The sequence below is a fragment of the Ensifer sp. BR816 genome, from assembly GCF_000378985.1.
Classification (GTDB): domain Bacteria; phylum Pseudomonadota; class Alphaproteobacteria; order Rhizobiales; family Rhizobiaceae; genus Sinorhizobium.
Genome location: NZ_KB905371.1, coordinates 210,499 through 232,963, shown reverse-complemented (window position 1 = coordinate 232,963; position 22,465 = coordinate 210,499). Strand labels below are relative to the sequence as shown.

The 22,465-nt window shown below is 57.0% G+C and carries 17 protein-coding genes and 1 pseudogene; 13 read left to right on the top strand and 5 right to left on the bottom strand.

Going from position 1 to position 22,465, the window contains the following annotated elements; genetic code table 11:
- Nucleotides 1-7 precede the first annotated feature (7 nt).
- From RHIBR816_RS34845 to RHIBR816_RS0130645, 11 genes are all read left to right on the top strand, one after another.
- Entirely contained in the window at nt 8-811 is an 804-nt protein-coding gene (locus RHIBR816_RS34845) for an SDR family NAD(P)-dependent oxidoreductase (RefSeq protein ID WP_157628280.1), read from the top strand.
- Nucleotides 812-1,212: 401 nt separating this feature from the next.
- Nucleotides 1,213-2,211: a LysR substrate-binding domain-containing protein gene (locus RHIBR816_RS0130690; protein ID WP_034817291.1), complete on the top strand. Its 999-nt coding sequence runs from the start codon at nt 1,213-1,215 to the stop codon at nt 2,209-2,211.
- A gap of 321 nt (nt 2,212-2,532) precedes the next feature.
- Complete coding sequence (locus RHIBR816_RS0130685; protein WP_034817286.1) at nt 2,533-3,513, top strand: proline/glycine betaine ABC transporter permease; 981 nt, start codon at nt 2,533-2,535, stop codon at nt 3,511-3,513.
- Nucleotides 3,514-3,526: 13 nt separating this feature from the next.
- Nucleotides 3,527-4,558 (top strand): glycine betaine/L-proline ABC transporter substrate-binding protein ProX, encoded by a 1,032-nt coding sequence (gene proX, locus RHIBR816_RS0130680; RefSeq protein ID WP_157628279.1) that lies wholly within the window; start codon nt 3,527-3,529, stop codon nt 4,556-4,558.
- A 67-nt stretch (nt 4,559-4,625) separates the two neighbouring features.
- Nucleotides 4,626-5,678: a betaine/proline/choline family ABC transporter ATP-binding protein gene (locus RHIBR816_RS0130675; RefSeq protein ID WP_018240417.1), complete on the top strand. Its 1,053-nt coding sequence runs from the start codon at nt 4,626-4,628 to the stop codon at nt 5,676-5,678.
- Between the two features lie 109 nt (nt 5,679-5,787).
- Nucleotides 5,788-7,308 (top strand): trimethylamine methyltransferase family protein, encoded by a 1,521-nt coding sequence (locus tag RHIBR816_RS0130670; protein ID WP_034817283.1) that lies wholly within the window; start codon nt 5,788-5,790, stop codon nt 7,306-7,308.
- A gap of 62 nt (nt 7,309-7,370) precedes the next feature.
- Nucleotides 7,371-8,474, top strand: coding sequence for a mandelate racemase/muconate lactonizing enzyme family protein (locus RHIBR816_RS0130665; RefSeq protein ID WP_026187623.1), 1,104 nt, complete (start codon nt 7,371-7,373; stop codon nt 8,472-8,474).
- A gap of 53 nt (nt 8,475-8,527) precedes the next feature.
- Nucleotides 8,528-8,710 (top strand): 4-oxalocrotonate tautomerase family protein, encoded by a 183-nt coding sequence (locus RHIBR816_RS0130660; protein WP_018240414.1) that lies wholly within the window; start codon nt 8,528-8,530, stop codon nt 8,708-8,710.
- A gap of 452 nt (nt 8,711-9,162) precedes the next feature.
- Nucleotides 9,163-10,146 (top strand): GlxA family transcriptional regulator, encoded by a 984-nt coding sequence (locus RHIBR816_RS0130655; protein ID WP_018240413.1) that lies wholly within the window; start codon nt 9,163-9,165, stop codon nt 10,144-10,146.
- A gap of 270 nt (nt 10,147-10,416) precedes the next feature.
- On the top strand, nt 10,417-11,529 hold the full coding sequence (locus RHIBR816_RS34840) for a GlxA family transcriptional regulator (RefSeq protein ID WP_198294195.1): 1,113 nt from the start codon (nt 10,417-10,419) through the stop codon (nt 11,527-11,529).
- A gap of 475 nt (nt 11,530-12,004) precedes the next feature.
- Entirely contained in the window at nt 12,005-13,558 is a 1,554-nt protein-coding gene (locus tag RHIBR816_RS0130645; protein ID WP_026187622.1) for an ISL3 family transposase, read from the top strand.
- A gap of 196 nt (nt 13,559-13,754) precedes the next feature.
- On the opposite strand, the gene RHIBR816_RS34835 is transcribed toward RHIBR816_RS0130645, so the two are convergent.
- Nucleotides 13,755-14,135 (bottom strand): SemiSWEET family sugar transporter, encoded by a 381-nt coding sequence (locus RHIBR816_RS34835; protein ID WP_018240410.1) that lies wholly within the window; start codon nt 14,133-14,135, stop codon nt 13,755-13,757.
- Between the two features lie 753 nt (nt 14,136-14,888).
- Here RHIBR816_RS34835 and RHIBR816_RS0130635 point away from each other — a divergent pair.
- Both RHIBR816_RS0130635 and RHIBR816_RS34830 read left to right on the top strand, forming a co-directional pair.
- Nucleotides 14,889-16,931, top strand: a complete 2,043-nt coding sequence (locus tag RHIBR816_RS0130635) for a hydantoinase/oxoprolinase family protein (protein WP_018240409.1) — start codon at nt 14,889-14,891, stop codon at nt 16,929-16,931.
- Between the two features lie 184 nt (nt 16,932-17,115).
- Nucleotides 17,116-17,736, top strand: a pseudogene (locus tag RHIBR816_RS34830) (IS21 family transposase); the annotation flags it as partial.
- A gap of 368 nt (nt 17,737-18,104) precedes the next feature.
- On the opposite strand, the gene RHIBR816_RS0130625 reads toward RHIBR816_RS34830, so the two are convergent.
- The 4 genes from RHIBR816_RS0130625 to RHIBR816_RS0130610 form a co-directional block, all read right to left on the bottom strand.
- Nucleotides 18,105-19,301, bottom strand: coding sequence for an IS91 family transposase (locus RHIBR816_RS0130625; protein WP_018240407.1), 1,197 nt, complete (start codon nt 19,299-19,301; stop codon nt 18,105-18,107).
- A gap of 7 nt (nt 19,302-19,308) precedes the next feature.
- Complete coding sequence (locus tag RHIBR816_RS0130620; protein ID WP_018240406.1) at nt 19,309-20,190, bottom strand: tyrosine-type recombinase/integrase; 882 nt, start codon at nt 20,188-20,190, stop codon at nt 19,309-19,311.
- 240 nt (nt 20,191-20,430) lie between these two features.
- The gene (locus RHIBR816_RS0130615) at nt 20,431-21,429 is read right to left on the bottom strand and encodes a site-specific integrase (protein ID WP_018240405.1); all 999 of its coding nucleotides are present in this window, start codon (nt 21,427-21,429) and stop codon (nt 20,431-20,433) included.
- Nucleotides 21,426-22,322, bottom strand: a complete 897-nt coding sequence (locus tag RHIBR816_RS0130610; protein WP_084811361.1) for a tyrosine-type recombinase/integrase — start codon at nt 22,320-22,322, stop codon at nt 21,426-21,428. Before RHIBR816_RS0130610 ends, RHIBR816_RS0130615 begins: the two co-directional genes overlap by 4 nt.
- Nucleotides 22,323-22,465: the final 143 nt, after the last annotated feature.

The window sequence follows — 22,465 nt, the reverse complement described above, 5'->3', positions numbered from 1 at the left end:
GGAAGTCTTGACAGGAAGAGTGTCTGGTAAAGTTGCGATCGTCACTGGCGGTAAGCAGGGAATTGGTAGGGCAATCGCGGAGAAACTCGCCCTTGAAGGTGCAGCGGTGGTGGTCGGAGATCTTATCGACGACACACAGACTGACATCGGCAGTGGTGAACTTGAGTTCATTTCACTAGATGTCAGCAAGGAGGACTCTGTACATAGCTTCGTCGACAAAGTTGTTCAAAAGTTCAAAAAGATCGATATTCTTGTTAATAACGCCGGCATTGTTGTTCATAAATTGCTTGACGAGCATACTGTTGAGGAATGGGATCGTCTCTCTGCGGTCAACCTTCGCGGACCTTTTCTCATGGCAAAATTTGTTGCTCCGGTAATGCGGCGTGCTGGATCGGGTACCATCGTAAACATTGGTTCCGTTGAGGGATTTATGGTTAACCCTGGGCACACGGGATACGCTGCGACGAAGGCTGGGGTTCACGGGCTCACGCTGGGGCTGGCGATTGATCTCGGACCCGATGGAATTCGTTGCAACACCGTTTGTCCAGGTTGGATTGATACCGATTTTAATCGCGCGTATGTGGAAATGCACCCAGATCGGCAGTTGATCGAGACGGAACTGGCTCAGCTCCATCCCGTCGGGAGGATCGGTTTGCCAAGCGAGATAGCAAATGCAGTTCTCTGGTTGGCTAGCGAAGACTCTACATTCGTGAGCGGACAGATGATAGCCGTAGATGGTGCGCGGACTAAAAAGATCTCGCTGCCGGCAATCCTGGACAAAGATTATCGGGCTAAATTCTCCAAAGTTTGATACCAGGTCGTCTGTTCAGGAATATCGTTCCATCGGAGGCCGCTAGTGCCAAAGGAGAAGCGATACCGGTAGGGATAGCTATAGCAATTCAACCGTTGGTTAAATTTGCGCACCTCCTGGAGCCGGATACGACAGGCGGCTGATCCGGACGCAATCAAGCCTGAAAGACGATAGACCTCCGTCGTATCGCCGCCGCTGGGCGGCGATACGACGCGTCGCTCTTGGTGTCCGCCATTATTCAGCCACATATGAGCGATACCCGAACATAGGAATCAGAACGGTCGGCACGCGCGCCGAGAAGTTGCTGCATGCCTGTGGCTTCATTTGACTATGGGGCTTCTGGGTGTATGATGACAGGTTCGAGTCCTAATCCCCAATTTCGAACCTGAATAGTTCAGATCATGCTCAAGGATTACCGAAGGCTTCCGCTAAGTGCTCTGCGAGCTTTTGAAGCTGCGGCCCGTCATATGAGTTTTACCAAGGCTGCAAATGAGCTTTCGGTCACTCAGGCCGCCGTAAGCCGGCATATCTCAACATTGGAAGACCACCTCGAGACTCAACTTTTCAACCGCGGCAATCAGAAGGTCTCATTGTCGCCGGCGGGTGAAGAGTTGTTTGAGTCTGTGACGCTCAGCCTGGCCCATATCTCTGCCGCGTTCGACAGTGTTCGGAGACGGCAGAAAGCGCGTCGTCTGACGGTGGGCGTACCGGTATCGTTCTCAACTCTGTTTTTGAGTCGTCGCGTTGGCGAGTTTGTCTTCAGCAACCCGACAGTAGATCTACATATCGTGTCGCTCGAAAGGAGCCCTGATCCTGCAAACGACGGATTTGATGTGTCTGTGGTGATGGGATACCTGCCGCGCCCAGGCTTTTCAGACGATGTGCTGTTCAGCGAAGAAGTTTTCCCGGTCTGCAGCAAGCTGTATCATAGCCGCTCCTCACAAATTCTCACGACGGCGGATCTGGCTGAGGAGGTGCTGGTGGATATGGATTTGCAGCACTGGTCCGCATATCCGTGGTCGCCCTTCGTTTGGGCGCATTGGTTTGAGCAGTTCGGTGTTTCACCTCCTAGCAAACTGGGGATGACGTTCAATAATTATCCTGCGATGATTCAGGCCGTATTTCAGGGTCACGGCATCGGGCTGGGGTGGCGGCACCTCGTAATGGACTATCTCGCAGACGGTACTCTGATAAGGCCGATCGCTGAGAGCTTTTGCATGGCTCGCAAGCATCATTTGGTTGTTGCAGACGCCGCGGTTAATCGTGAGGACGTCCAAATATTCCGAGAATGGCTGTTGAAACAGGTCGCGATCCTCAGTCCCTCTTCGACTGATGGTGGTAGCCGCCAATCGGCTCGCACTCATGCGGAGCGCTTGCGAAGTGCGCAGAGGTCGGCATAACATTTCGGGCGAACGGACATAAGTTTTTGTTCAGTTGTTTTATTACCTCCGCATTGTTAGCGTCCATGAACAAAAAACGACACGACGGTCGGAACTGGGATGACCTAACGGGGATGGGAGAGTACTCCTACACGGAGTAGGCGCGCTATCGCGGCGAGTGAAGCGGTTTTTCTACCGCAGGGTCACGGCTATAAAACTACTACTACGTTCAAACCGGTCAAACCGAGACGTGTCTCTCCCTTAACGGGAGCACAAACGACGTCGCGCGCTGCGCTGCGTGACTGATACGCAAAGCAGTGGGATTTGGGGAAAGGAAGACCTGTGAACCTGGAAAACGTTCTTAATCCCTTTACAGTTTGGCATGTTCCACTTGGTCAATGGCTGGAAACGGGTCTCCACTGGGTGGTCCAACATTACCGGCCGCTTTTTCAAAGCATCAAATGGCCCATCGACCAGCTTTTAAAGGCATTCGATTCCGCGCTCACCGGAATTCCTCCGGTCATTATGATTCTATGCTTCGGACTGATTGCATGGCAGATCGCAGGCTGGCGCCTCGCAGTGAAAATTGTCACCTTGCTATTTGTTGTCGGCATTCTGGGCATTTGGGGGGAGACGATGACGACGCTATCTCTAGTGTTGTCTGCCGTGTTTCTTTGCATAGCTATCGGCGTTCCGCTCGGCGTGTTGACCGCTAGGAGCAGCCGGGCCGCCGCGTTTTGTCGACCGATCCTCGATACAATGCAAACGATTCCGTCGTTTGTATATCTCGTACCTGTCGTCATGTTGTTCGGCATTGGAAATGTTCCCGGCGTGATCGTTACTATAATTTTCGCGCTTCCTCCCCTTATCCGCCTTACAACGCTTGGCATCCAACAGGTTCCGGAAGAAGTTGTGGAGGCGATGCGGGCTTTTGGTGCGACCAACCATCAACTTCTTTTAAAAGCTCAAATTCCCTTGGCTCTCCCGAGCATTCTAGCAGGCGTCAACCAAACACTGATGATGTCACTGTCAATGGTTGTCGTCGCGTCCATGATAGCCGTCGGCGGACTTGGTCAGATGGTTTTGAGGGGCATTGGCCGTCTGGATATTGGACAGGCGGCGACTGGTGGCATTGGAATCGTCATCTTAGCAATCGTGCTCGACCGCCTTACGCAATCGGCCATGTCGCGGGCACGAAATGTCACCCTCGCTTGGTACAAGCGTGGACCGACACTGGTTTTAACTAATATTCTCAACACCTTCCGCGTTAGGCCGGCAGCGCGCCAAGGGGTTCAAGAGAGCCGGAATGGAACCGCGATCTAAAATGGGAGTGATTATGAGCGATTTTACTTACATTAAATCCCGCCTCAAGCAATGCGCAGTGGCGACAACGGTGATTGGCGCATTGCTGGTGTCATCCGGACACGCATCGGCAGGCGAGCTTCCCGGAGAAGGCATCACTATTAAACCTATGTACAACGGCGTTGCAGAGGAACTCTTCGAGGCCTATGTCATAAGGTTGGGCCTGGAGGAGCTTGGTTATAAGGTCGAGGAGCCTACTCAAGCGCAAATCCCCCTTGCTCATATAGCGGTGGCGAACGGAGACGCGGACTATTACACGCCTCACTGGTATCCTCTTCACGTAGCCTTCGCAGAGAAGGCTGGTGGGGATGCGCTCACTCGTCGCGTCGGTACACTCGCCAAAGGTTCAGTCCAGGGCTATTCGATCGATAAAAGGTCCGCAGACGCTTACAGCATTAAGACCATTGATCAGCTGAAAGACCCCAAGATAGCCGCACTGTTTGATACAGACGGCGATGGTAAGGCCGACCTTTATGGCTGCGATCCTGGCTGGGGTTGCGAGCGCATCATTGAGCATCACCTTGATGCATACGGTCTGCGGGACACCATAACACACAAGCAGGGCGAATATTTTGCACTCATCGCCGACGCTATTTCTAGAATCAAGTCGGGCAAGCCAACGCTATACTACGGGTGGGTTCCGACGTGGGTAAACGCCGTCCTTCGTCGTGGCGAAGACACAGTATGGCTCACCGTTCCATTTACCGCATTGCCAGATGAGCAGAAGGGCGCCGTCACGACGGCTGAAGGGATCGGCGACCTTGGCTTCTCGGTCAACACTCACCACGTCTTTGCCAATACCACCTTCTTGGAAAAGAACCCCGCAGCTACGAAGTGGTTCGAGCTTGTTCAGATTCCGATTCAGGATATCGATGATGAGAACCTCCTCATTTATAAAGGTGAGAAGACGAACAAGGACATTCTGGGCCACGCAGAAGCCTGGAAGAAGGCTCACATAGACCAGTGGAATGACTGGATCGACCAGGCAAAGAAAGCAGCAAAATAAGCGGTAGTAGTATCGCCCGGCGGCATCAGGCTATCGCCGGGCGAACCTCCCAACATTGGAGATGGTCTTGGAAGCGCACTCTATCGAATTTAAAGACGTTTGGAAAGTCTTCGGGTCGAACCGCAGGTACGACCTCACGTGTATTCAAGATGGTCGCGTGTCGAAGGCCGATTTGCTCGAACGGTATGGCTGTGTCGTCGCGGTAGCGGGCGTCTCTTTCAAGGTGGAGCCTGGCGAGATCTTCTGTGTGATGGGGCTTTCCGGCAGCGGAAAATCCACCCTTGTACGTCACGTGAACCGCTTGATTGATCCGACTGCCGGGCAGATTGTTATAGGCGGGGAGAACATCAGCAAGAAATCCGAGAACGAGATGCGCGAACTGCGCGCTAAGTCGATCGGCATGGTCTTCCAAAACATGGCCCTTCTCCCTCACCGTACCGTTCGCGACAATGTCGCGCTGAGTTTGGAGTTGCGTAACATTCCGGCCAAACAGCGGCACGATATTGCGGAAGAGAAGCTTGCCTTGGTTCACTTGTCAGGCTGGGGTGACCGCTATCCTGATGAATTGTCTGGAGGCATGAAGCAGCGGGTTGGGCTCGCGCGCGCGATGGCGGCAGACCCAGCTATTTTGCTAATGGACGAACCGTTCTCAGCGCTTGACCCCCTGATTAGGCGAGAGCTGCAAGACCAATTTCGCGAGCTTTCGATGAAGCTACGCAAGACGACGGTATTCATCACCCACGACCTCGACGAGGCGGTTCGATTGGGACATCGAATCGGCGTGATGAAGGATGGAAAGATGCTTCAGATTGGATCTCCTGATGAGATTATCACGAAGCCTCGAGACCCTTACGTAGAGAAGTTTGTTGAAGGAAGCAGTCGCTTGAAGCTCCTAACCGCCGAGTCAGTTATGGCACCGCTTGCGGAATACTCCTTGACTGCTCCTGCAAACGAACTTGTCGGTGCTCGCCGGCTGGCTCTGGATGCCAACCTCAAGGAGCTTGCGACTGTTTTGAATCAGAGCAGCAATGGCCCCGTTGTGGTTTCGGATCGCGAAGGGAAAGACGTCGGCGTGGTTACAACCGCATTTCTGCTTCGAGGGATTGAAGAGCGGGCCTGAGTAATGGCACGCATATAACCCTACCTCATAATGTACATCACTTTTTCTTGTTTGTTTTTTCTCGTATTTCGCTGCACCATTTGACCTATAACTAGGGATAGAAATCACCATGTCAAGAAGAGCAGGCGGGCGGGACGCTCGGCAAAAGGCACGATCTGAAAACACGTTGAGGTGGTTGCCGCCCATGGAGCGCGGAATCCCTTACCTTGACCTTTTGGATCACGACGAATTACTTAGGCTGCATAATTACTCAATGCAAATTCTTGAAGAAATTGGCATTGAATTCCGCGATGATGAGTCGATCGCGCTCTGGACAGCTTCTGGTGCGGACGTCACAGGTCAGCGAGTGAGAATTGACAGAAATCACCTCCTAGAACTTGTTCACAAGGCTCCTGAATCCTATACGATGCATGCTCGCAATCCGGAGCGTTCGGTCACGCTCGGCGGTAAGAAAAGCATCTTCATCCCGGCTTACGGGTCTCCCAATGTATTGGACCTGGAAGGTAAGCGCCGAAACTCGACGATCGCCGACTTTGTTAATTTTGCAAAGCTTGCCTACCAATCGCCCGCAATGCACATGACAGGTGGGGTTCTTTGTGAACCTATGGACATTGCGGTGCCAAAACGGCACCTGCATATGAACTACAGTCTAATCCGCTATTCGGATAAGCCGTTCATGGGTGCGGTTACCTCCCGCGAGAGGGCAGAAGACACTGTGGCGATGGCCAAAATCGTATTCGGCGACGAGTTCGTACACAATAACACTGTGATGACGTCGATTGCGAATTGCAACTCCCCACTTGTGTGGGATGCCACGATGCTGGATGCGGTTAAGGTTTACGCAGCGAGCAACCAAGCAATCCTGTTTACCCCTTTCGTGCTCGGGGGCGCTAGCACGCCAGCTAGCACGTTGGCTGCGGTCGCCCAACTCAACGCTGAAGCACTTGCAGGCGTTGCGTTCTCACAGTTGGTTCGCCCCGGAGCGCCAGCTGTCTATGGACAGTGGCTGGCAACTGTCAACATGAAGAGTGGTGCCCCGATGGCGGGAACGCCGGAGATCTGCCACATGAATATGCTGGTCGGGCAGTTAGCGAGATATTATAAGCTGCCCTGGCGATGCAGCGGTATGAATACGAGTTCGAAAGCCGTTGACGCGCAGGCAGGTTACGAGGCAGCTCGGAATATGTACGGCGTGCTCATGGCTGGCGCGAACTTCGTACTGTCTACGACCGGGTATTTGGAGGGCGCGCTAACTCAGAGCTACAGCAAATTCATGCTGGACGCCGAGCAAATGGTAATGTTCCACAAGCTGGGTCAAGGCCTGAATAAGCGAGAACTCGATGAGGTTATGGAAGCTATCCGCCAAAGCGAGCCAGGTCAGCATTACTTGGGCACAGATTACACACTGAAGAATTTTGAGAGTGCTTTCATCGTACCCGATCTGATGAACGACGACAGCTACGAACAATGGATGGCTGCTGGGGCGAAGGACGCCAACACTCGGGGCCTTGAGGCGGCCCAGCGAGCGCTCAGGGAATATGAGCATCCGAAACTTGATGAGGCTATCGACGAAGCCCTCTTAGATTTCATTAGCCGAAGAGAGCTCGAAGTAGGCGACGCTGTCATCTAGACAGGGATTCAATGCACCGGCGTCTCAACCGAAGGCTAATCGCGCAACTCCTGGCGGGCATCATGAAGATAAAGCGCATCCGAGTTTTCAAAAAAAGTCTTCCGGTTCCGGAAGGAAAGGTCACTGTTGGACAGGCTACGCTTTCAGAGCTCGACTCTACAATTGTGCAGGTCATTTCAGATTCCGGCGGGATTGGCTGGGGCGAAACCTGTCCAATTGGCCCGACTTACGCCCCAAGCCACACTCTGGGAGCACGAGCGGCAATCATGGAAATGGGCCCAAATCTGATCGGTGCGCACGTTAACCCAGTGCTCCTGCATCGCAAGATGAATTCACTGTTGAACGGACATTCTTATGCGAAGGCGGCGTTTGATATAGCGGCGCACGATCTGCTTGGGAAGAGTACAGGAATGCGGGTAGCAGACCTGCTGGGAGGCGCAGCAACGGAGCGTGTTCCGTTTTACTTTTTCGTCGGGGTTGGCGATGCTGACGAAGTAGTACGATCTGTAAATGAGGCCCAGGCTGGGGGATATGTCCGAATCCAAACGAAGATTGGGGGACGTCCAGTCGAGCAGGATATCGAGGTGATCCGGAAGGTTGGTGAGGTCCTGAAAAAGGGCGTGCGCTGGGCAGTCGATGGAAATAGAAGCCTGACCATGCGAGACGCGCTGTTTCTGAGTCAACAGTGCAGTGATCTTCCGTTCGTACTTGAACAACCCTGCAATACTCTCGAGGAAATTGCCGCTTTACGTTCCAGAGTGCAGCATCCGATCTACATAGATGAGAGTGGTGTTGACCTTAACACAGTTGTTCAGGCCATTGGCACCGGTCTGTGCGATGGCTTTGGAATGAAGGTTACCCGGATCGGAGGCTTGAAGCCCATGGCCACTTTCCGAGACATCTGCGAAGCTCGTTCTCTGCCGCATACTAGTGATGATAGTTGGGGTGGCGATATCACTGGGGCGGCATGCATCCACCTTGGGGCCACAGTGAGGCCAAATCTATTCGAGGGCTGCAGTTGGGTGAATAAGATTTCTGACGAAAGTCACTATGATCCCAAGAACCCAATTCGCATAACAGACGGCCACATCTCGCTTCCGACCGGTCCCGGACTCGGTCTGGAGGTCGATGAGGCGACGTTTGGCGCTCCCATTGCAGAGTTTTGAATGAACGGCGCTTAGCGCCTCTCAAGGTCTAACCTTCAACCAAGGAGTAAGCCATGCCTGTTATTCATGTCGAAACTTTCAAGTCAGACGATGATAAGAAAGCAGATCTGGTTGCTGAGATAACCAAACTGTTTTGTGAAAAGATGAACTTAAGACCAGAGCAGATCCATGTGGTCTTTGATGAGTATGAGCCAAACAACTGGGCGACCGGAGGTAAGCTTTGGTCGAGGATGTGAGGTAATCTGATATGGTCGACGGCCTCGCTCCCGCCGTCGCAATGTGCCAAGGCTGTCGAAGTAACGTGCGAAAGAGCCGTCCATGGATGCGCTTAGTATAAGCCGTCTTGATATGGCTGAGCACTTGGCGGTGTGGGCGTAGTAGTAGCGGCATCATTCTTCGGGCAACGTTGCGTCACTGTGTATGATTAGTATCGAAGCCTGCTCATCCAGCCTTCGCCGGGACCTGAAAACGATGGGTGCTGAGTTCCGGCCGACTGCTTTCGCGGAGTCTTTGTCAAGAAATTGAAGAACGACGCCATCAGCTGCTGGTCATGTGTGATTAATGTTGCTTTCATTTACTCCGATCCAGAGCGAGGGTGGCGCTAGAATCTGCATCGCGCCTTAGCGAATTCTTTGAATCGTGGGTGACGGTGTGCTCGCCCCGGTATATCCGCAGGAAAACTGTTGCAATGAGGCGGAGGTCTGTCGCGCTTAAGATTGGTTTTATTCTTGCCCGTTCATTCACTCTAACCTCGTTTGCCTTGTTCATCGACACGCTCAGACTGGCCAGCGGCGAAACAGACCGGCCAAGGCGTGTTAATGCGGACTGGGCAGTGCTTTCGACGTCTCGCAAGCCAATATTCTCTAGTTGCGGTATACCGGTTTCACCGACAATCCTGTTCTCTGACCCAGCGGAATTCGACTATCTCGTCATTGTCGGTGGACCTCTGTCAAAACTCACCGCCGTGGACAGTATGACCTTCAGTTATTTGCGCGACGCGGCCGCTAAGGGAGTGCCACTTGTCGGGATCTGCACCGGAACTTTCATCTTGGCCCAGGCGGATCTCTTAAGAGGTCATGAGACCTGCGTCAGTTGGCATTATTGCGATGACTTTCGACGCCGTTTCCCTGAGCTTCAGGTTAGCGCTGACAGGACATACAGTTTGGAGGCCGCGCGGGGGTCGTGTGCGGGAGGCATCCGCACCGCGGACCTTGCTGCCGAGCTAGTTAGACGGCACATCGGCGAAGCTGCTGAACGAAACGCACTCGCCGTGCTGCAGATCGATGAGGTGCCGGGCGCAGAATCTGCGGCATCTCGGCGGCCGCGCTCGACAGACGCGAGCGATCCTCGAGTCGTAGCTGCACTGGGGATGATGGAGCGAAATCTTGAGCAAACATTGACCATAGCTGAGCTTGCCGCAGCCCTTGGTATTTCGCGACGGCAACTTGAGCGACTGTTCCTCAACGAGGTCAACAGTTCTCCGGCGGTTATGTACAAACGAGTGCGTCTCGAGCGAGCCAAACAACTCCTGAAACAGGGCGACGCTCTGTTGATCGATGTGGCGGTCGAAGTCGGATTCGAAACTGTCTCGCATTTCGGAAGAGCCTTCCGCAAGATGTATGGTGAGACACCGACGACATGGCGGAAGAACAATCCGCCCCAGAAGGCATGATGTGCCATTTCTATAATATTTCCTTATCGGTCCTCTTACAATTTGTGACGTTGAAACCATTGAATTTTAGGCCATTCTTTACTCTCACAATAGGGAAACAAAACCGGCGCAGCACGCCTCTAAACGATGCATTTCCTCTAGCGTTCGGAGAAAGTCCCAAGGATGACAGTGGATTTGCACGTTTGCCCTAGGCAAGCACGAGAGTCAAACGCCGTGGTCGACCTGCTCAGAGTGCCGCCAGCCGAAGTTCACAACCTAACGGATTCTACCATGCGTAAGATATGGGATTGTGACGCCAACTTCGACGTATTGCCAACTGGGCCCAGTCAACTTGTGCCCAACGACGAAGCTGTTCAAACCAAACCCGATGGACAAGCAACGACCATTGCAATTTTTCTGTTGCCGGGTTTCTCAATGTTAGGGCTGACGGCCTTCTTGTCCCCCTTTAAAGACGCGAACTCAATCTCGGGTAAGAAACTCTTTAGATGGGTGTTTGCCAGCGATGGTGGAAATCCGGTTACCTGCAGTCTCGGGTTCGAAAGATCCGTCACCAAGAGCTTCTCGGAGGTCAAGCCGGGGCCAGCATTTTCGTCGCGAATAGATTTTGTTGTTCTAACAGCGGGTTCCGGTCCAGAGACTCAGTGCTCATTTGAGTTGTCGAGGACCATCCGTCTCCTTAGGCGTCAGAAGGTGCCAGTCGTTGCACTAGGAAATGCGACTTGGTTGCTCGCTCAAGCCGGTGTTCTTGAGGACACGTTCTGCACCATCCATTGGACTAAACTGGCTGCATTCGTCGAAACATTCAATGGACCAAAAGCAAGCGATGCAATCTTCGTCGAGGATGATGGAGTATGGACTTGTGCGGGCGAACTAGCCGCCTTCGATCTAGCGATCCGGGTGATCGAGCGCGAGGTAGGTCGAGCGTTTACAGAGCAATTGTGCAGACACAATGTCGGCGTCAGACCAAGGAATGGAGCCAGCCGGCAAATGATGTCCGCTTGGCTGGCACTCGGAGGAGTTAATGACAAGTTGGTCGAGGCCATTCGCATGATGGAGCAGAACATCAACGAACCGATCGAGCTGCAGAGCGTCGCTTGCCGACTGAAGGTCTCACGTCGACAGCTTGAGCGCCTCTTTATGAGCCATGTTCGCTCTTCGCCATCAAAGTTCTATCTTCGATTGCGACTCGACCGAGCCAGACAGCTGATTGAGCAAACCCAACTACCGCTCATCGACATTGCCGTGGCTTGCGGCTTCGTTTCGACATCCCACTTCTCAAAGTGCTTCCGCGAATACTTTGGCATGACCCCCACCGAAACGAGGCGGTCATGCGCCCCTTGGATTGGTAGCCCTCGTACAACATCGCGGCCACTGAGCGCTTGACTTAAAGCTATCCCTCCCAAGGGAGCCCGCTGGCTTAGTAACGGTGTTTGGCCAGCGGGCTTTAGTCATTTAGGCACCTTGAGGACCAGCTGCTACTTTTCGGCTCTGTATCGGTCATACAGTGCTAAATTGGCTGTGGCCTCTCGCGAGGGCCACCATGCCCAGCAGGGGCGAGGTCCTCACTTCGGCTTGTTGACGCTTTCCGCCTTGAGCACTGAGGCTCGAAATCGCACTGGTAGATTACCTCAACCTTGCAAAGGAGCGGAAGCGAGACCCTTGACCGAGATCGTCCACTGCCCCGTCAGGGATAGTTTGCCATCACAACACTATTACGGGCGGCCGGTGGCCGCGCGGAGCTGCATGTCGGACTGGTTCAATACCCCCCTGTGAACCGGCATGCAAATTTGGCTCTGACTCAGTTTTGATGCAGTTGTAACTATGCTGTGGTGCTGGTTTCCACAAAGGAATCAGTATGATGAGCACGGGGTTTCGCCCCTCTGATTTGGTCCCGGCAGGCTTTATCGTCGAACGCATCACCCACATTGGCGATGAGACCTGCATGCTGCTTTCCCGAGCGTGCGCCACCGCGGCGTGTCCGGCATGCGGACGGATATCGCGAACGGTTCGAAGTCGCTATTGCCGCGAGGTCGCGGACCTGCCCCTATCGGGCAAGCGCGGCAGACTGCTCGTGCGCACTCGGAGGTTCGCTTGCGACGCCGTGCTCTGCGGCAGACAGATTTTCGCTGAGCGGTTTGGCGATGTGCTACTGCCATATGCCAGACGAACGGGGCGTCTTGAGCATCTCGTCCACCATTTGGCGCTTGCGCTTGGTAGACGCCCGGCGGCGCATTTTGCCCAGCGGCTCATGCTTCCCGTCAGCAATGACACCTTGCTCCGCGTGATCCGCAGGCAAGGACTACCGCCGTCGACCCCGCCCTTGGTGATTGGCATCGACGACTGGGCCTGGCGGCGCAATCATCGCTACGGCACGATCGTGTGTGACCTGGAGCGTCGGCGGCCGGTCCGTCTGCTGCCGGACCGCGAGCCGGCGACGGCGGAAGCTTGGCTGCGGCAGAATGCCCAAATCCAAATCATTGCCCGCGATCGTGGCGGCGCTTACGGGCTGGCGGCCGCAAGGGCATTGCCCGATGCAGTGCAGGTCGCTGATCGATGGCATTTGATGGAGAATGCAAGCCGTGCGTTCCTGGACGCCGTCCGCAAATCGATGCGGCAAATCCGCAAGACTCTCGGAGCAACGCGCGTCAATCCCAAGCTTCTGACAGCGGCCGAACGCCTACAATACGAAGGCTATCTCCGGCGCGAACAGACCAACGCGGCCATCATTGCGCTGGCAAAGGACGGTGTCACGATCAAGGAGATTGTGCGCCGTACCGGTCATAGCCGCGGCTTGGTCCGCCAAGTGCTCAGAGGGCAACGAAACGATGTCTTTCGGTCCAGAGAAAGCTCCTTGGAGCCCTATCTCGAATGGCTCGACGCGCAATGGGCTGCCGGCAAGCGGAACGGCACAGAGCTATGGCGGCGGTTGAGAACCCTGGGCTTTCGTGGTTCGCGCCGGGTCGTGAGTGAATGGGCCACACGACGGAAGCGGGCCGACAAGGCGGATGCGGAATCGTTGACCCGCACTCCCTCCGCCCGAACGATCGCCCGCCTTTTGACAACCAGCAGAGACAACCTGACGAAATCCGAGACCGTCACCATCGCCGCGATCGAAAGCGGTGTTCCCTTGCTCGTCGCGGCTCGCGATGTCGTTGCCGACTTCCATCTGATGATCCGGCGCAAAACGGAAGACCAGCTCACCTCGTGGATCGACCGCGCCCGCGACAGTCTGGTTTCCTCCTTTGGCAACGGCGTGGCGAAAGACATTCAGGCGGTCCGGGCAGCCATCGTCTCGCCGTGGTCCAATGGACAAACCGAGGGGCAGATCACCAAGCTCAAGCTGGTGAAACGCCAGATGTACGGACGCGGAAAGCTTGATCTTCTTCAAGCCCGCCTGATTGGCGCGACATGAGCGAATTGCACCAAACCTGCGTCAGAGCCAAAGTTCAGTGCCGATTGACACCCCCCTAGCTGATGAGCCTGCGATCTCCAGACAAGGCTCTTTCTCCTCCCTTTCCTCTTGGCCACGTAGCCGGCATTCCTCGTCACGTCGGCGCGGAACTTCAATGTCGTTTCTGGTTTCACTGAGTCACTTCAGCCCACGCGATTCACATGCAAGGTCCGTGCGCCTCATTCGGATCCTTTGTCTTTGGATCGGCGAGACGAACGCTGCCGACTGACGGTTCGGCGCTCGAAGCGGCGGGGTCGAGAGCGTCCGCAATTGCGTTCTTCTTCGCGCGAGGAAGGAGCGTCATAACGAGAATGAAAGCCGAAAGTGCCAGGATCAAAACGTTGGTGATGATAAGGGACCATTCATCCTTAAGGATCCCGAACGTCAGCCACAACGCAAAACCCACCACGTTAATGGCGTACATTGGTGCTGAAATGCTGCTCGTGTCCCGGGTTTTGATGATCTTCCAGGCTTGCGGAGTAAAGGCGGTTACCGAGCATAGAGCTGCGAGGTAACCAATGACCGTGACCCAATTCATGGTACTCTTTCGCCTTCGATCGTTGTCGCGGGAGGGGAAAAGCGGCTCAGGCTGACGGGCGGCCCCTAATTATTTAGAATACGGCCAGGCGCACATGCCCTCAACGCCCATCTCGACGCTCCGCGCAGTCGGCCTAGCGTAACTCCCCTCCACGAACGCAGAACATCAGGACGACATTCATGCGCCGTGCCGCAGGCGACAGAAACAAGGGAGACATTTTGTGGCAGCGAGCCCTGAAGTCGATATCCGGCATTTGTCGAACGCCGCAAATCGCTCAGTGCGTTGGACCTGGTGAAACCAGTATTGAGATTTCGTCATAGAGCGCTCGTGCCCGGCTATGATGCTATGCTCCAATGGTAAACATAGGTGGCAGTGCACCGCACTTCAAATAAGTATTAGTGGCCTGCCGGATAATCAGGGGTCATACGGTATTCAAGCTCGTATTCCGTTACCTGTCCGAACCATGACTTCAGCTTGTCCGCCGCATCACTTTTTGGACGCTTGCAAACTCGCAGTGTGTGCACCTACATCATTAGGCACGGCCGCCAGGCCTCATCACTTCTATTGGGCAATCCGTATTATGACGCATTCCAACAAGGTGTTTACTGGCGCCCTTTTCGGGATGGGGAACGGCCGCCGTGGAGGGCCTTTGCCCCGACAGGGGCGTCCCTCCTATTGGTCGGCCGCGACGGGAGCGAGTACGCAGCAGGATAAGAATTTCCAAGACAATTGCCAACCGGACCGCCATCGGAAATGAGAGCAAAACCCAAGAAGAATTCGCTCTTCCTCGGGATCGATACGGGGGGTACCTACACCGACGCCGTGCTGTGGTCTGAAACCGACGACTCACAGCACGGGCCGAACAAGGGCAAGGTGTTGGCCAAGGCTAAGGCGCTGACTACGCGCCACGACCTTGCTGTTGGCATTTCCGGAGCGGTGGACGCTGTGCTGCAGAAGGCCCGCTCCGATCCAACTGATGTAAAACTGGTGTCGATGTCGACGACGCTGGCCACCAATGCCCTGGTAGAGGGTCAGGGAGGCCGGGTGGCGTTGGTCATGATTGGCTTCTCCGAGGTCGATCTTGCGCGAGACGGATTGAAGGCGGCGCTTGGCGCCGATCCAGTGGTGTTTTGCCCAGGCGGTCACGATGTGCACGGCAATGCCGCCGGGCTCGACCTGACCGGACTTGAAGAGGCTTTGCCCGAACTCGCCATCTCCGTGTCCGGCTTTGCCGTTTGCGCCTATTTCGCCACACGCAATCCTGCGCATGAGATTGCCGCAAGCGAGATGATCCGCGCCAGGACTAGCCTGCCGGTTACCGCTAGCCATGAGTTGTCGTCAAAGCTCGGTGGTCCGCGCCGCGCACTGACGACACTGCTTAACGCCCGGCTGATCTCGATGATTGATCAGTTAGTGGCGGCAACCCAGGGCTTTTTAGAACAGCGCAAAATCGCGGCTCCCTTGATGGTAGTGCGGGGCGACGGCGCGCTGGTTTCGGCGGCGTTTGCCCGCCAGCGGCCGATCGAGACTATTCTCTCCGGCCCGGCCGCGAGCTTGATAGGCGCGCGCCACATGACCGGACTAGACAACGCCGTGGTTTCCGATATCGGCGGCACAACCACCGACGTCGCCGTGCTCGATAAGGGCCGGCCGCGCCTCGACCCGGAAGGGGCCACCGTAGGCGGCTTCCGCACCATGGTCGAAGCCGTCGCCATGCGAACTTTCGGTCTCGGCGGCGATTCCGAAGTGGCTTTGGACGATGGTTCACTTACCCCCAAAGTTCTGCTCGGCCCGCGCCGGCTCGTGCCGCTGGCGTTGGCCGGCATGATGCATGGCGAAGCCGTGACCGTCGAACTGGAACGCCAGCTGCGCGCGCTTCATCCCAGTCGTATGGACGGCCGCTTCGCGGTGCGCACCGGCGTCCCGGACCGACTTGCCGCCGGCCTCACCGTCCCGGAAGCGCGGCTCTACGAGGCCATCGGTGCTGTTGCCGTCGCTCTCGACAAACTGCTCACCTCGAATGCCCAGACAGCGACTCTTGACCGGCTGGTGTCGCGAGGTTTGGTGCATGTCGCCGGCTTCACCCCCTCGGACGCTGCCCATGTGCTCGGCAAACAGTCCAACTGGGATACGGTGACCGCCCGGCTCGGCGCCGAACTGTTCGCCCGCAAGCGTGACGCCCGCGGCCAGGCCATCGCCCGTTCGCCGGAAGCCCTATCGGAACGGGTGCTGGTGACGCTGACGCGCTGGTCGGCCGAATACATCCTCGAAACCGCCTTTGCCGAAGACGGACTCGACGGCGCCGCAACCGTAGCGCACGCACTGGTGCAGCGCGCCGTCGATGCTCACCCCGGCATCGCCCGCCTCAGCGTCGCGCTTGATCGCCCGGTTATCGGCCTCGGCGCCTCGGCGCCGCTGCATTATGCCGGCTTGCCGCCCCTGATTAGCAATGACTGCGTGGTGCCGGAAGACACCGATGTTGCCAACGCGCTCGGTGCCGTTGTCGGCCAGGTTCGGGTGTCAGCTGAAGCACAGGTTAGCCAGCCCAAGGAGGGGCTGTTCCGGCTTACCTCCGGCGGAACGGTTCGCGATTTCCTCGATGAAGCTGCGGCGATCGCGGCCGCCGAGGCCGATGTCCGCGCCATTGTTGCCAAAACCGCAAGCGACGCTGGTACCGACAGCGCCGAGATTGACGTCTCCACCGAATTTTGCGTTTCTGCAGTCGAAAGCCAGCGCATGTTCATTGAGGCGCACGTCGTAGCGGTGGCCACGGGAAGGCCCAGAATTGCGGTTTAGGTAACGAGAGCGAAGCGTGTGGATGGGGGATGTGCTGGCTGCAAATTCCGAGGCAATCCGCCCCCTGATTCCGAGATGATGCCGCCCCCTTCGGAAGGCATCTGGCGTGGGTGTTCTGCTGGTGTGAGGTTTCTTCCTTCGACAGTGATGAGAAAGGAACGGGATGCCTGCGGAGAGACTGGAGATGCGGCGTGTCCGCGAGATATTGAGATATCGTTTCGAACAAGGACTTGGCCACTCGATTGCGGTGCGGGTTGGCGCTGCGCCCTCGACGGTGCGCGAGACGCTGCGGCGTGCGGCCGTTGCGGGCCTTTCCTGGCCGTTGGGTGACGACGTCAGCGATGCGGTCCTGGAAGCGGCGCTTTACAAGGCGGCCGGGACGAAGACGGGTCATCGTCGGAGCCCTGAGCCGGACTGGGCGCAGGTCCATCGCGAGCTCAAGCGCAAGCATATGACGCTGCAGATCCTGTGGGAAGAATACATCAGCCGTTATCCGGACGGCTATCGCTACAGTCGCTACTGTGACCTCTACCGCGGCTGGGCGATGAAGCTGCCTGTGACGATGCGGCAGGATCACGCGGCCGGCGACAAGCTGTTCGTCGACTACGCCGGCGACACGGTCACGGTTGTCGTTGATCGGCTGTCCGGCAAGACACGGCAGGCGCACCTGTTCGTGGCGGTTCTGGGAGCATCCAGCCTTTCATATGCGCAGGCACGCTGGAGCGAGACGCTTCCCGACTGGATTGAATGCCATATCCTGGCCCTGGAGTTCTTTGGCGGTGCGCCAGCCTTGCTGGTCTGCGATTACGTGCCCAGGCACGTAATGCAGAGCGTTTTTAGCGTGGCGTCGCGGGTATCGACGTTGAGGAGCGCACCGAGCCCGACAGCGACGGTGCGCTAAAAACGTGTTGGACTGAGCCGCGGGCGCGACCAGGGTTCTATGGGGATTGAATCATGCCCCCTCCCCGGAAGGGCATCATCGGGCGGTGTTGACGCAGCGGCTGCGGGAACGCCGTAGGCGAAAGCAGCGCCGATTCCAGAGTGGAAAAGGGTAACGATGACCGCTGTAGCCTGCCGGGAGGGGCTGGTGGGCGCGACGGTACGCACCTGCTTGGGACCGACCGGTTTCCGGCGGAACGATGCGACGGTGACGATGACATCGGCGTGCTTCTTTCATGACGTGTCCCAGCATCGCGGCGGTCCGCTGACGCCGTCGAAGGTCTCGATGGTGATCATCTGCCCTTGGCGACAGGCCGGGCATTGCCTGAGGGAACAGCCGGTAAGTTCCTCGTAGCGGTCGCGATAGTCCTTCGGAGCCTGGCTCTGTGATGGCTCTGGTACCGGCATGCCGAGCAGGTCGCGGCAATGGGCAAGCTTTTGCTCGCGGTAGCGGTTGCCGAGGAAGCCGTAATAGCGGATCCGGTGGAAGCCCTCGGGCAGGACATGTAACAGAAAGCGGCGGATGAATTCGTCGGCGGAGACGGTCATGACCTTTTGCCGATCGCCGTGCCGATAATCCTTCCAGCGGAAGCGCACCGCGCCATCCTCGATATCGACGAGGCGGTTGTTGGAGATGGCGACGCGGTGCGTGTAGCGGCCAACGTAATCGAGCACCTGTTCGGGCCCGGCGAACGGCGGCTTGGCGTAAACCACCCAGTCGACCTTTCGCAGCGGCGCCAGATAGCGCCGGAAAGCGTTGCGGTCGCTCAAGGCCTGTAAGTCGGAGAAGAACTGCAGCTTGCCGGCGTTGAAGGCCTTCTCCAGGTGCTCCAGGAACAGGCGTCGGAACAGGCGCGAGAGCACCCGGACCGGCAGGAAGAAGCCCGGCTTGCAGGCGATCCATCGCGTGCCGTCCGGCGAGAATCCGCCCCCCGGGACGACGCAGTGCAGGTGCGGATGGTGCAGCAGATTTTGCCCCCAGGTGTGCAGAACGGCGAAGAAGCCGATCTCGGCGCCGAGATGTTTGGGATCGGCGGCGATGGTGCGCAGCGTCTCGGCGGTGGCGCGGAAGAGTAGCCCGTAGACGAGCGCCTTGTTCTGATAGGCGATGGCGGCAATAGCCTCCGGCAGCGTGAAGACGACGTGAAAGTACTGGGTGTCGAGCAGCTCGGCGCGTCGATCCTCCAGCCATTGCGCCCGGGCCAGCGATTGGCAGCGGGGACAATGCCTGTCGCGGCAGCTGTTGAAGGCGATGCGCCGGTGGCCGCATTGATCGCACGCTTCGACGTGCCCACCGAGCGCGGCAGTCCGACACAGCTCGATCGCCGTCATGACACGGCGCTGAGCGGTCGACAGCGATGTGTGCTGGGCACGATAGGCCTCGCCGTAGCGGCGGAAGATATCCGCCACTTCCGGCCCCGAACGGGCCATCGGGAGCTCAGAAATACTCAGGCTTGGCGGGCGGCGGCGGGGTGGGCGCTGGACGGGGCAAAAGCTCGAGGGGGCTGGAGGTGGCGCAGACCTTGTTGGTGGCGATGCGCAGGTAGTGGGCGGTGGTCGCCAGGCTGCGGTGACCGAGCAGCAATTGGATGGTGCGCACGTCGGCGCCGGCCTCCAGGAGATGAACGGCGAAGGCATGTCTCAAGCTGTGCGGTGTCACCGGTTTGGACAAGCGGGAGAGATCGTGCGCTTTCTCGCAGGCTTGCCCGACTGCATGCCGGCTGATCGGGTGGCCGGCGCGATCTCCGGGAAAAAGCCACGCCTCTGGCCGCCGCATCCTCCAATAATCGCGCAGGATCTCCAGGAGCTTCGGCGACAGCATCACATAGCGGTCCTTCTGGCCTTTGCCCTGCTCGACACGGACGACCATTCTCCGGCTGTCGATGTCCGTGGGCTTCAGCTGCACCGCTTCCGAAATGCGCAGGCCGGCGGCATAGCACGTCGTCAGGATGGCATGGTGTTTGAGATCGGCCACGCAGCCGAGAAAGTGCTGCACTTCATCCGGACTGAGGATGATCGGCAGCTTCTGCGGCTTCTTGGGCAGCGGCAAGACCTCTGCAGGCACCCAATCCCTCTCGAGCGTGACGCTGAAGAAAAAGCGCAACGCCGAAATGGCGATATGGATTGAGTTAGGCGCCAGCTTCTTCTCGTTGGCCAGATAGACCTGATAGGTTCGAATATCCTCGCGGCCGAGCAAGTCCGGCGCTTTGCCGAAGTATCGTGCAAACAGCGACACCTGCCGCAGATACGAGAGCTGGGTATTGAGCGAAAAATTGCGCACCTGCATGTCCTCGCTCATGCGCTGGCGAAGTGGGGTCATGACGAGCTCCTCTGTCGGATGGAATGGCTGCTAAACAGCCGTCCCATCCTCTCGCAGTTGGGGCTCCTACTGAATACCTGACCTCCTTCCCGCTCCGGCGTAGCGGAGCGGGTTAGTCCAAGCGCCACTATCTGCCCTGCCGGACTATGTCGGGAAGCTTTGTTCCTAAAGGTAAGTGTCTGAGGAATTGATATATTTCCTACAGTTTCGCCGCAAGCCACCCGACATAGTCAGCTCGATTTACAGGCTGTTTAAGAACCCCAACAAATTGTCGTCAGGTCGAAAGCGGGATGACTTGCCGGAATACGGGGAGGTCTTCGCCAAGGCTGCTTCCTTCATCACCAATGTCGCCTCGAGATAGATTTGGGTGGTCTCAACCGATTCATGGCCGAGCCACAAGGCAATCACGGCGCGGTCGACGCCCGCCTGCAGCAGGTCCATGGCCATTGTGTGCCTCAGGCGATGAACAGTGACGCGCTTCCCGTTCAGCGACGGGCACGCGCCAGAAGCGGTCTGGCGGTGCTTGTTCAAAATATACTGGACACCATGAACGCTGAGCCGTTGGCCCCTGGTGCTGGGAAACAGGATGCCCTCTTCACCGCGCTGAGGCTCTTTCAGCCAGTTTCTCAACACTAGGGTTGTCGACTTGGCGAATGGGGTGCAGCGTTCCTTACGTCCTTTACCGATGACGCGCAGATGAGCCCCCGTGCCGAAAAAGAGATCATCCCGCTTGAGACTGGTGATCTCCGATAGACGCAAGCCGGTCTGCACGGCGACCAGGAGAAACGCGTGATCGCGCCGCCCGGCCCAGGTCGATCGATCCGGTGCGGCCAGCAGTGCATCCACTTCCGGGCGGGTCAGGAAACTGACGAGCGTTCGAGTGAAGCGCTTGCTGGGAATGGCAAGAACACGTTGAATTTGAGCGGAATGCTCCGGCGCCTCGAAGGCCGCATAGCGAAAGAAGGAATGAATTGCCGTGAGGCGTAGATTGCGACTGCGGACGCTGATCCCCTGATTGCTCTCAAGCTCATCAAGGAAGGCCGTAATCAACGGGGTGTCGATCTCCTCGAAGCTCAGGCGAGATGGCGGCTTATGCAAAGTTCGTTCGGCGAACTTCAGTAACTGCCGAAAAGTGTCCCTGTAGGAACTGATCGTATGGGCGCTTGCCTGCCGCTGTTGCATCAGGCGTTGAATAAAAAAGCGCTCTAAAAGCGGCGCCAGACTGGCATGTTTGATCATGTCCGGTCCTCCCAGCGGCGTTCAAGACGACGCATCGCTTCTGTCATCAACTCAGGGGAGGCACTCAGATACCATTGCGTGTCGGCCACGTGGGCATGGCCGAGATAGGTGGACAAAATCGGCAGAAGTCGCTCTGGATCTTGCTCGGCTTGATACCAGCGCAACAGCGTATTTGTGGCGAAGACGTGCCGCATGTCGTGCAGACGCGGGCCGTGGCTGTCATCGATCCCGCGCAGACCAATCCGCCGGGACAGAGCATAGAATGTTCGATGAATGTCACCCACGTCGAGGCGATTACCTCGATAGGAGGTGAACAAATAAGGTGACGCCGCCAGGGCTGCGTTATGTCGATGTCGGCGTTTGATAAGATCTTGCAGGACTGCGCACGTTGTTGCGTGCATCGGCACGAGACGGGACTTTCCAAACTTCGTGCCGCGGATCGTCAACACCATGGCTTCGAAATCGATGTCCGAAAGCTTGAGGTTCCGGGCCTCGCCGAGGCGCAGACCGGCCACGCTCAGCAATCCGAACAGGCAGTAGTATGTCAACGGCCTGAGTTTGCAGCAGGTATAATGGCACGGCATCTCAAGTGCGGCGGACAGAAGCCGCCGGATGTCGTCCTGTGAATAAAGATATGGGCGCGCCCGCTTCGGGCGAAAAGGAAACAGCCCGTCTGGCGGAATTTGTGTCCGCTGATCGGTGGCAACCCGATGACGGGCAAATCCGCGAATGTAGCCCAATCGCTTGGCCCAGTTTGAAGGTTGCGTTCTTAGGGGCCGCTGGGCCCATTTGAGGGCCAATTCCGTGGTGATATAGGGGGCTGCGGATTCCGACGATCGCGCGCATGCATTCCAACCTGATGCCGCGCACCGTTCCGATTTGATCGCGCGCATGTGAGGCGCGGATCGTTGAAGGTAAATGTGACTACGAACTTATCCCGGTCAAGCTGGTGTCGATGATATCGCTGTGGACGGCGGAAGATTGCCCCCGACGGAGCGAAGCAGTCCGGCGCCGCGCTTCCCAACGCGCCGTAGGG